The sequence below is a fragment of the Candidatus Pelagibacter communis genome, assembly GCF_001179925.1.
GTDB classification, from domain to species: Bacteria; Pseudomonadota; Alphaproteobacteria; order Pelagibacterales; family Pelagibacteraceae; genus Pelagibacter; species Pelagibacter ubique_E.
Window position 1 is genome coordinate 1 of the sequence record NZ_CVSF01000059.1, and the last position, 9,367, is coordinate 9,367.

Here is a 9,367-nt window from a genome sequence, read left to right on the forward strand (position 1 = left end):
ATCACCAAATAAATATTCATTTTGTTGATTGTTTTCTCTAATTTCTTTTTCAAATGTTTTTATGTTATTCGCTTCGTTTTTACATGGAATAATAAAAGAAACTTTTAATTCATTTTCATCTGAAACTTCTGAGTTCTTTTTTTTTAAAATTGTTATGTTTGTAAGACAAAAAATATTTAACAAAGGCAATCTAAATATCCTATTTAATAAATTTGTAAAAAAAGGAATATAAATTGGTAATGCAATAATTTTTTCATTTCTAATTATTTCCAAGTTACAACTTGAGTATAAATTTTCTAAGTAAGATGAGGGTAAGAAATTATTTTTTTTGGGAGAAAAATTAAAAAAAAATTTAAGCAATTTTATTAAAATCATCCAAATCATATTTTTTGATAGAATGATTATTTTTGCATCTTTATTCATAGTTTTAGATAAATTTAATAAATTTGATGTTGGATTTGATTGATGCTCTATATCAGAAATTAAAATAGTATCACATTCAGGCAATACTTCTTTCCAAGAATCCTTTATATAGCTGATATTATCATTATATTTTATTTCATAATTTTCATCTATTTCTTTAATAAATACTTTTTTTGAAACAATTCTTTCACCTAAAATGGAATTTCCAGCGCAAAATATGAAAATATTTTTCGTATTATCTATACAATTATTTATGAAACTTGAAATTTCATTGAATAAAAATTTTTTTTTTTTTAAAAAATTAATTCTTTTTTGAAAATTCGATTTAAAATATAGAATACTGGAATTTAAATAATATTCGTATTTAAGATATTTTGAATTACTCATTATTAATTTTTTATAATTTAAACCTTTTTTAAAGATATTATATATTTCTAATAAACCACAAAAATCAATATTATTTGATAGTTTACAATTCATATTAAATGTTTATAAACCCTTTTGCCGGTGATTATTGCGAAAGTGTTATACCCGATCCCATTCCGAACTCGGAAGTCAAGCCTTTCAGCGCCGATGGTACTTTGTCTTAAGATATGGGAGAGTAGGTCATTGCCGGCATTATAAAAGACACTATGAAAATAAAAAGTTCACTTAAATCTATAAAAAAAAGAGACCTTAATTCTAAGCTAGTCAGAAGACGTGGAAGAGTTTATATAATTAATAAAACAAATCCAAAATTCAAAGCAAGACAAAAATAAGTTTATGGATAACGAAAACCATAAAAATACATGGAACAATTTTACAAAATTTGTTTTATGGGGTACAGCTGCGGTGATACTAGTGCTTGTTTTAATGGCAATATTTCTTTTATAATGCCAATGAATTTAGTTTCAATCTCAGAGAATAAAAATCTTGAAAAAAGAGTAGCTGTAACTCCTGAAATTGCAAAAAAATATATTAACCTAGGTTTTAATTTATCTTTACCAAATGAATATGGTACTCATTTAGGTTTTAAAGATAATGACTATAAAAATCTAGGTGTAAATATTATAGCTGATGAAAAAGAGATTATAAGCAAAGCTGATATAATCATTCAATTGAATTTACCAGATGAAGATAAGCTTTCTAAATTTAAAGAAAATCAAACTCTTGTTGGAACATTAAATGCTTTTTCTAATAAATTAGATTTGGATAATTTGAGATCAAAAAAAATAAATTGTTTTTCATTAGAACTTCTTCCAAGAATTACTCGAGCTCAATCAATGGATATCTTATCATCACAGGCTAACTTAGCAGGATATAAAGCTGTAATAGAAGCCTTTCAAGTTTATGAGAGGGCAATTCCTATGATGATGACTGCAGCAGGAACTGTTCCGGCTGCAAAAGTTTTAGTTGTTGGCGCTGGAGTAGCTGGATTACAGGCAATTGCAACTGCAAAAAGAATGGGTGCAATAGTTTTTGCAACCGATGTAAGAATGGCATCGAAAGAGCAAGTAGAAAGTTTAGGAGGAAAATTTTTAACAGTTGAAGGGGCTGAAAATTTAGAAACTGAGGGTGGTTATGCTAAAGAAGCATCTGATGAGTTTAAAAAAAAACAAGAAGATCTATTATCAGAAACTTTAAAAAAAATTGATATTGTAATTTGCACAGCGTTAATCCCTGGAAAAAAAGCACCAAAAATAATTAAAGAGGAAATGTTTAAAAATCTTCAACAAGGTTCAGTAATTTACGATTTGGCAGCAATTCAAGGTGGTAATACTGATTTCACCGAAGTTGATAAAATTGTTGAAAAAAATGGTGTAAAAATTTTAGGTGAAGCGAATATACTTAATAAATTACCTGTATCAGCTTCAAATTTATACGCAAAAAATATGTTTAACTTTATTTCAAATTTGTATGATAAGAAAAATAAAATTTTAAATATTAATTTAGAAGATGAAATAATTGAAAAAACATTGGTAAAATAGAATTATGGAAATAGATCCTTTTATATTTAGATTAAGTATTTTTATACTTTCAATATTTGTTGGTTATTATGTAGTATGGAGTGTGACGCCTTCGCTACATACTCCTTTAATGTCAGTGACAAATGCTATTTCATCTGTGATAATTGTAGGAGCTATTATTGCAGCTTTGTCTGATAATAACGGAAATATTTTTTCATCATCAAGTATTTATGGATTTTTAGCTATTATATTAGCAGCGGTAAATATTTTCGGTGGATTTTTAGTCACCCAAAGAATGTTAGCTATGTACAAAAAAAAGAAGAAGGATAAAAATTGATGTCAGCTAATCTTTCAGCGATTTTATATTTGATTTCTGGAGTTTTATTTATCTTAGCTTTAAGAGGGCTATCCTCACCTGAGACCTCAAGACAAGGTAATTTATTTGGGATAATAGGAATGATAATTGCGGTCACAGTTACATTTCTCTCAGTTGGAAATTTTACATTGGGATTCATCTATGTATTACTATTTTTAGTAATTGGTGGAAGTATAGGTGCTTTTATCGCTTACAGGATACCAATGACAGCAATGCCTGAGTTAGTTGCAGGTTTTCATAGTTTAGTCGGTTTAGCTGCAGTTTTTGTTGCAATATCTGCTTTTATTAATCCAGAGGCATTTAATCTTGGAACACCTAACAATATTAAACTCGCTAGCCTAATTGAAATGGCAATAGGAGCTGCTATTGGAGCCATTACATTTTCTGGCTCAATAATTGCCTTTTTAAAACTTCAGGGAATAATGTCAGGGGCCCCAATAACTTTCAGAGGTCAACATTTGTTAAATGCACTAATATTAATATCCATAATTGTTTTAGTTTTTTATCTTTGTTCAACACAGTCATCTAAATTATTTTGGATTTTGATTGCAGTTTCTTTTTTGATAGGTTTTTTAATAATAATTCCAATAGGTGGAGCAGATATGCCTGTTGTTATTTCTATGTTAAATTCATACTCAGGTTGGGCTGCAGCTGGCATTGGATTTACATTAGAAAACACTGCACTAATAATTACTGGTGCATTAGTTGGCTCATCGGGAGCTATACTTTCGTACATAATGTGTAAAGGAATGAATAGATCATTCTTTAATGTTATACTCGGTGGATTTGGGGCTACAGATCAAACTTCCAACAACCAAAATAAAGAGCAAAAACCTGTCAAAAGTGGTAATGCGGATGACGCAGCTTTTTTAATGAAAAATGCATCCTCAGTGATCATTGTCCCTGGTTATGGAATGGCTGTTGCACAAGCCCAACATGCACTTAGAGAGATGGTAGATACATTAAAAAAAAATGACATTAAAGTTTCGTATGCTATTCATCCAGTAGCTGGAAGAATGCCAGGACATATGAACGTTTTGCTAGCTGAGGCAAACGTGCCTTATGATGAAGTTTTTGAACTTGAGGAAATTAATAATGATTTTATTAATGCAGATGTTGCTTTTGTGATAGGTGCAAATGATGTTACAAATCCAGTTGCAAAAACTGATCCACAAAGTCCAATATATGGAATGCCAGTTTTGGATGTTGAAAAGTGTAAATCAGTTTTATTTGTAAAAAGAAGTTTATCACCTGGGTATGCTGGAATTGATAATGAGTTATTTTATAAAGAAAATACCCTAATGTTATTTGCTGATGCAAAAAAAATGACTGAAGAAATTACTAAAAATTTGGATTAGTAATTATAATTGTAAAATTGTTTTTATCAGTTTTAATAGATCATGAAAAAAAACTTAATATTATTTTATCCATCTTTTGAGAGAGGGGGTGTTGAAAAAATATTAGAAAACTTAATTCAAAATAACAAAGAATTTAAAATAAGTCTCATAAGCTCTAGAAGTGCAAAAAAAAATGTTAATTTCAAAAAAATTGATTTTATTGAAGTTAAAGAGATTGTGAAAATTCCATTTATTCACAAGCGTTATTTATCTGCGATAAATGGAATGATTATTTTATATAGGTATTTGAAAAAAAATAAAAAAAAATTTTTAATACATTCAATGCAAAGCAACGTTGCAGCAATAATAATCAGTATTTTGAAGGGAAATAAGATTGTGATCAGAAATTCGGAAAATCCAATAGATTCTTTTTTTTATTCAGAAAATAAATTTTCTTCCTTTATTTCATTTATTTTGAAATATTTTTTTTATAATTTTGCAGATGGTATAATAACTAATTCAAATGGATCAAAAAAAAGCTTAGAAAAATTTATTTTTAATAAAGATAAGATTAAGGCTATTTACAACCCTTATTTAAAAAAGATTATTAAAAAAAAATATAAAAAAAGAAAGTATATAATATCCATTGGTAGATTAAGAAAACAAAAAGATCATGAAACTTTACTAAAAGCGTTTCATATTTTTTCAAAAAAAAATTCTGAATACAAATTGTTAATATTAGGTCATGGTAACCTAGAGATTAAATTGAAAAAATTAGCAATAGATTTAAAAATACATAAGAAGGTAGTTTTTAAAGGTTGGGTAAAAAATACATTGTCATATCTAAAATTTTCGAAAATTTTTGTTTTAAGTTCTGTATATGAGGGTTTAGGAAATGTATTAATTGATGCAATCAATTATGATGTGCCGTGTGTATCAACTGATTGTAAAAGTGGTCCTAGAGAAATACTATTAAATGGCAAAGGGGGATATCTTGTCAAAATAAGGTCTCCTAAATTACTTGCAGAAAAAATGGATTTTTGTGTAGGTAATTATTCTTTAGCTTCAAAAAAAAATTTAATTGCCAAAAAATCATTAAGAAGATTTTTGATAGTCAATCAGTCCAAAAAATATTTTGATTATTTAAAGAAATATAATTAAATTTACTTTATGAAAACAAAAATATTTTGTGATATTGCTGATTTAAGATTAATAAGAAAATTCAACAAAAAAAATATTGTTGAAGGTTTTACTACAAATCCAAGCTTAATGAGAAAAGCAGGTGCAAAAAATTATAAATCTTACTCAAAAAAAATACTAAAAATCTGTAAACATAAACCTATTTCATTCGAGGTATTTGCTGATAACCAAAAATCTATGATAGAACAAGGGATCAAAATAAATACTTGGGGAAAAAATGTTTTTGTAAAAGTGCCAGTTGTCAATTCAAAAAATAAATTTTCAGGAATGGCTATAAAAGAACTAAACAAGAAAAATATTAAATTGAATATAACAGCAGTTTACACAGCCAAACAAACTAAAAAAATTTTAAATTTAATCAATAAAAAAACTAAAGTTATAATTTCAATATTTGCAGGAAGAGCAGGAGACACTGGAAGAGACCCTGTACCTGAAATTGTAAAAAGTATTAAATTGGCTAGAGGATTTGGAAATGTGAAAATTTTGTGGGCGAGCGTAAGAGAACCTTACAATTATTTACAAGCAAAAAGTTTAGGATGCCATATAATAACTATTCCTCCATCTATCATAGAAAAGATTGAAAAATTTGGAAAAACTTTCAACCAATTAACAAAAGAAACTGTTAATGCATTTTTGATAGATAGTAAGAAATCCAAATTTAAAATATAATTAAATTGGTTGCGGGGGACGGATTTGAACCGCCGACCTTCAGGTTATGAGCCTGACGAGCTACCAGACTGCTCCACCCCGCGGTATACTTAAATTCTATTTTTAAGTTTATTTAATTTTTTTACTCTTTTAATGTTTTCTTGAAGAATTCTCTTTTTCTTCTCTGAGGGTTTTTCATAAGTATTTTTTAATTTTATAACCTTAAAAAAACCATCTCTTTGAAGTTTTCTTTTTAAAACTCTAAGAGCTTGTTCAACATTATTATCTTTAACTTCTATTTTAATAACTACCTCCAAAAAAGTGAGTAAGTAGCACTTTTATTTTTTTATGTCTATTTATTTTATTCATTAGTTGTCGACTTGTTGTGAGAGTCTTGCTTTTTCTTTTTGTTTCTTTTCTCTTTTTATTCTTCTTTCTGCTTTTTCAATTGCTTCAATTAAGTCTTTTTGAGAAAATAAATTTAACGCAACAGGATCTTTTGGATTTAAATTATTATAATTCCAATAACTTTTGTTTCTTATTGATGTGACTGAATTTTTTGTAATTCCAACTAATTTTGCAATTTGAGAGTCTTTAAGAATATTATGTTGCTTAATTAGCCATAAAGCTGAATCTGGCTTATCTTGTCTTTTTGAAAGTGGTATGTATTTTTTAATCTTTTTTTCATTATTAGATATTTCGATATCAGTGCCTTTGATTTGTAATGGTCTATTTTCATCTTTTGCTGAAAGCTCAATTTCTTCTTTTGTCAACTGACCAGATATAATTGGATTATAAGCTTTAATACCTTTTGCGACTTCACCATCAGCAATACCCTGAATTTCTACCTCATGTAATTTACAAAAATCTGCTATTTGTTTAAAAGTCAGTGTTGTGTTTTCAACAAGCCATACAGCAGTTGCCATTGGCATTAAAGGTGCATTTGACATTTAATTTTTTTTATCTGATTTAAAATTTTGGAATTTTTTATTAAATTTACTTATTCGTCCTTTGTCCATCAGTTTTTGTTTTCCACCCGTCCAAGCTGAATGTGATTTTGGGTCAATTTCTAATTTGAGTATTTCTCCTTCTTTACCCCAAGTAGATTTAGTTTCAAACTGGGAACCATCAGTCATTTCAACCTTGATTGTGTGATAGTTTGGATGAATATTTTTTTTCATGACGAGACTTATAACAAAAGAATATTTTAAAACAATTAAAAGTTAGTCAATTTTGCAATTAATTTCGAATTAATATCAGTACTTGAGGCAATAATTTTAATATTTTTATTTTCTGATAGATCAATTTTATTAATCATACCACCAGCCTCTTTAACGATTATAATTCCCGCAGCTATATCCCAAAGATTAAGATTATTTTGAAAATAACCATCATACCTGCCAGCCGCAACATAAGCCATATCTAAGGCCGCGCATCCTGATTTCCTATACGGCAAATCAGGTTCACTTTTTATTTTTCCTCCAGTTACAAATAAACAATTATTAAGCTCATTTTTTTTTGAAACTTTAATTCTGTGATTATTAAAAAATGCTCCATTATCCTTTTCAGCAAAAAAAAGTTCGTTTTTTATAGGATCAAAGATAAGTCCTGAAACTATTTCATCGTTAGATTTTAATGCAATTGAAATAGCAAAATGAGGGATGCCATGTAAAAAATTGACTGTTCCATCGATTGGATCAATTATCCAAGTATTTTTTTTATCATTATTTTTTTCTGTGCCGTTCTCTTCGCTTATTATTGAATAGTTGGGTCTAGCTTTTTTTAATTCATCTATAATAATCTTCTCAGCTTTAATATCAGAATTTGTTACAAAGTCTGATGGTCCTTTTTTAGATACTTGAAGTTTTTCAATTTCACCAAAATCTCTTATAAGAATTTTTGAGGCTTTTTCACTGGCCTTTATCATAACGTTAAGATTTGGAGAAATTGATTTCACTAGACTAAATTTTTTTGATGTATTCTAAATTTCTTGTATCAATAACAACTTCATCATCTGCTTCTATAAATGGAGGAACTTGAATACTTAAGCCATTATCTAAAACAGCCGGTTTATAAGATGAGGATACGGTTTGTCCTTTTAGCGCTACATCTGTTGATTTGATTTTACAATTTACTTGATTAGGCAAATCAACAGAAATTGGAGACTCATTATAGAAACTTATAGAAACCTCAAGATTTTCTGTTAGCAGTTTTCCTTTTTCTCCAACTATGTTTTTTTTAATTTCTATTTGTTCAAAAGTTTTTGGTTCCATAAAAAAGTAGTTTTGATCATCTTCATATAAATAATTAAATTTAGTTTCTTCTAAAGAGGCTTTTTCTACCGTTTCACTTGATCTAAATCTTTCATTTAGTTTTGTATTTTTGTTTATACTTTTCATCTCAACCTGTGCAAATGCACCACCTTTTCCTGGTTTTACATGTTGAGTTTTGAGAACTTGCCACAAATCATCTTTGTATTCTAACAACATACCAACTCTGATTTCTCCTGCATTAATTTTCATTTTAATTTTTTAATTGCATCTTGTGGTTTAAGTTTTTTATTTTTCCAAATGTAGCTTGAGATAGCTAAAAAGTTTGCTTTATTCAACAAAAGATTTTTATAGTTATTAAAGTTTATACCACCAATTGCCACAATTGGTATTTTAGTTATCTTTCTTGCTTTTTTAATTAAGTTAACTGATGCTTTGTATTTAACTTTTTTAGTTATTGAAGTATTGAAAGCTCCAAAAGCTATGTAGTCTGCTTTATTACTTGAAGCAACTTTAGCTAATTTAATTGAGTTATGACAGGTAATCCCAATAATTTTATTACCAATTAATTTTCTAGCATCAGAAATATTCATATCTTTTTGACCTAAATGGCAACCGTCTGAATTTAATTTTTTGGCAAGATAAACATCATCGTTGATAATAAATTTAACATTAAATTTTTTACATATTCTTTTAATTTTTTTTCCAATTATTAATTTTTTCTTAAAGTCTTCTTTCTTTAATCTAAGTTGAAAATAACTAACTTTTTTTTGTTTAAGAATAGCAATTAATTCATTATAAAAATGTTTATCAATTTTGGTCGGTGAGACAAGGTAAATAAATTTTTTTTTATTAATTTTCAAGTTCTTTAGACCACTTTGCTTGAGCAGCGAGAGTATTCATTTTTGCCCGGTGGTTAAAAACTTTCTGAGTACCCTCAATATCATTTATATTTTTCGACCAAAATTTCAAGGCACTTTGCTGAAGAGCTCGTCCATAAGAATAGCTCATTATAAAGCTAGTATCATTAAACTTATTAATTAAATTTAAATTTTCTGTCGCTTCTAACTCCGATTGACCTCCAGATAAAAACGCAATTCCTGGTACTTCTGAAGGAACTGAGCTTTTTAAGCATTTCAAAGTTAACTTTGCAACTTCTTCATTTGA

Annotated in this window: 15 protein-coding genes, 1 tRNA gene and 1 rRNA gene; 8 read left to right on the forward strand and 9 right to left on the reverse strand. The window is 27.8% G+C overall.

Annotated elements, in window-relative coordinates; all coding sequences use genetic code 11:
- On the reverse strand, window positions 1-903 hold a 903-nt coding region (locus AMN70_RS03365), incomplete at its 3' end, for a hypothetical protein (protein WP_179850384.1).
- A 23-nt stretch (window positions 904-926) separates the two neighbouring features.
- Between AMN70_RS03365 and rrf the strand changes: the two genes are divergently transcribed.
- The 8 genes from rrf (at window position 927) to AMN70_RS03405 (ending at window position 5,951) form a co-directional block, all read left to right on the forward strand.
- Window positions 927-1,041: ribosomal RNA gene (rrf, locus tag AMN70_RS03370) — 5S ribosomal RNA — on the forward strand.
- Window positions 1,042-1,055: 14 nt separating this feature from the next.
- Window positions 1,056-1,181: a type B 50S ribosomal protein L36 gene (gene ykgO / locus AMN70_RS03375; protein ID WP_075501769.1), complete on the forward strand. Its 126-nt coding sequence runs from the start codon at window positions 1,056-1,058 to the stop codon at window positions 1,179-1,181.
- Window positions 1,182-1,185: 4 nt separating this feature from the next.
- Complete coding sequence (locus AMN70_RS03380) at window positions 1,186-1,296, forward strand: aa3-type cytochrome c oxidase subunit IV (protein ID WP_075501771.1); 111 nt, start codon at window positions 1,186-1,188, stop codon at window positions 1,294-1,296.
- Window positions 1,297-1,301: 5 nt separating this feature from the next.
- On the forward strand, window positions 1,302-2,390 hold the full coding sequence (locus AMN70_RS03385; protein WP_075501788.1) for a Re/Si-specific NAD(P)(+) transhydrogenase subunit alpha: 1,089 nt from the start codon (window positions 1,302-1,304) through the stop codon (window positions 2,388-2,390).
- Window positions 2,391-2,394: 4 nt separating this feature from the next.
- Window positions 2,395-2,706, forward strand: coding sequence for a proton-translocating transhydrogenase family protein (locus tag AMN70_RS03390; RefSeq protein ID WP_075501773.1), 312 nt, complete (start codon window positions 2,395-2,397; stop codon window positions 2,704-2,706).
- A complete protein-coding gene (locus AMN70_RS03395; protein WP_075501775.1) occupies window positions 2,706-4,103 on the forward strand; it encodes an NAD(P)(+) transhydrogenase (Re/Si-specific) subunit beta in 1,398 nt (465 codons plus the stop codon). The genes AMN70_RS03390 and AMN70_RS03395 overlap by 1 nt, the downstream gene beginning before the upstream one ends.
- A 42-nt stretch (window positions 4,104-4,145) precedes the next feature.
- A complete protein-coding gene (locus AMN70_RS03400) occupies window positions 4,146-5,243 on the forward strand; it encodes a glycosyltransferase (RefSeq protein WP_075501777.1) in 1,098 nt (365 codons plus the stop codon).
- Between the two features lie 9 nt (window positions 5,244-5,252).
- Window positions 5,253-5,951, forward strand: coding sequence for a transaldolase family protein (locus tag AMN70_RS03405; RefSeq protein WP_075501778.1), 699 nt, complete (start codon window positions 5,253-5,255; stop codon window positions 5,949-5,951).
- Between the two features lie 6 nt (window positions 5,952-5,957).
- On the opposite strand, the gene AMN70_RS03410 is transcribed toward AMN70_RS03405, so the two are convergent.
- From AMN70_RS03410 to AMN70_RS03445, 8 genes are all read right to left on the reverse strand, one after another.
- Window positions 5,958-6,034 (reverse strand) — tRNA-Met (locus tag AMN70_RS03410).
- Between the two features lie 6 nt (window positions 6,035-6,040).
- Window positions 6,041-6,235: a 30S ribosomal protein S21 gene (gene rpsU / locus AMN70_RS03415; RefSeq protein WP_075484443.1), complete on the reverse strand. Its 195-nt coding sequence runs from the start codon at window positions 6,233-6,235 to the stop codon at window positions 6,041-6,043.
- A 63-nt stretch (window positions 6,236-6,298) separates the two neighbouring features.
- Entirely contained in the window at window positions 6,299-6,880 is a 582-nt protein-coding gene (locus AMN70_RS03420) for a cell cycle transcriptional regulator TrcR (RefSeq protein WP_075501780.1), read from the reverse strand.
- Complete coding sequence (rpmE, locus tag AMN70_RS03425) at window positions 6,881-7,111, reverse strand: 50S ribosomal protein L31 (RefSeq protein ID WP_075501782.1); 231 nt, start codon at window positions 7,109-7,111, stop codon at window positions 6,881-6,883.
- A gap of 35 nt (window positions 7,112-7,146) precedes the next feature.
- Entirely contained in the window at window positions 7,147-7,887 is a 741-nt protein-coding gene (locus tag AMN70_RS03430; protein WP_082255069.1) for an inositol monophosphatase family protein, read from the reverse strand.
- Window positions 7,888-7,891: 4 nt separating this feature from the next.
- Entirely contained in the window at window positions 7,892-8,452 is a 561-nt protein-coding gene (gene efp / locus AMN70_RS03435) for an elongation factor P (RefSeq protein ID WP_075501784.1), read from the reverse strand.
- Window positions 8,449-9,063: a thiamine phosphate synthase gene (thiE, locus tag AMN70_RS03440; protein WP_082255070.1), complete on the reverse strand. Its 615-nt coding sequence runs from the start codon at window positions 9,061-9,063 to the stop codon at window positions 8,449-8,451. Before thiE ends, efp begins: the two co-directional genes overlap by 4 nt.
- Window positions 9,053-9,367, reverse strand: a 315-nt coding sequence (locus tag AMN70_RS03445; protein WP_143323416.1) for a class I fructose-bisphosphate aldolase, incomplete at its 5' end; no start/stop codon positions are given. The genes thiE and AMN70_RS03445, both read right to left, overlap by 11 nt.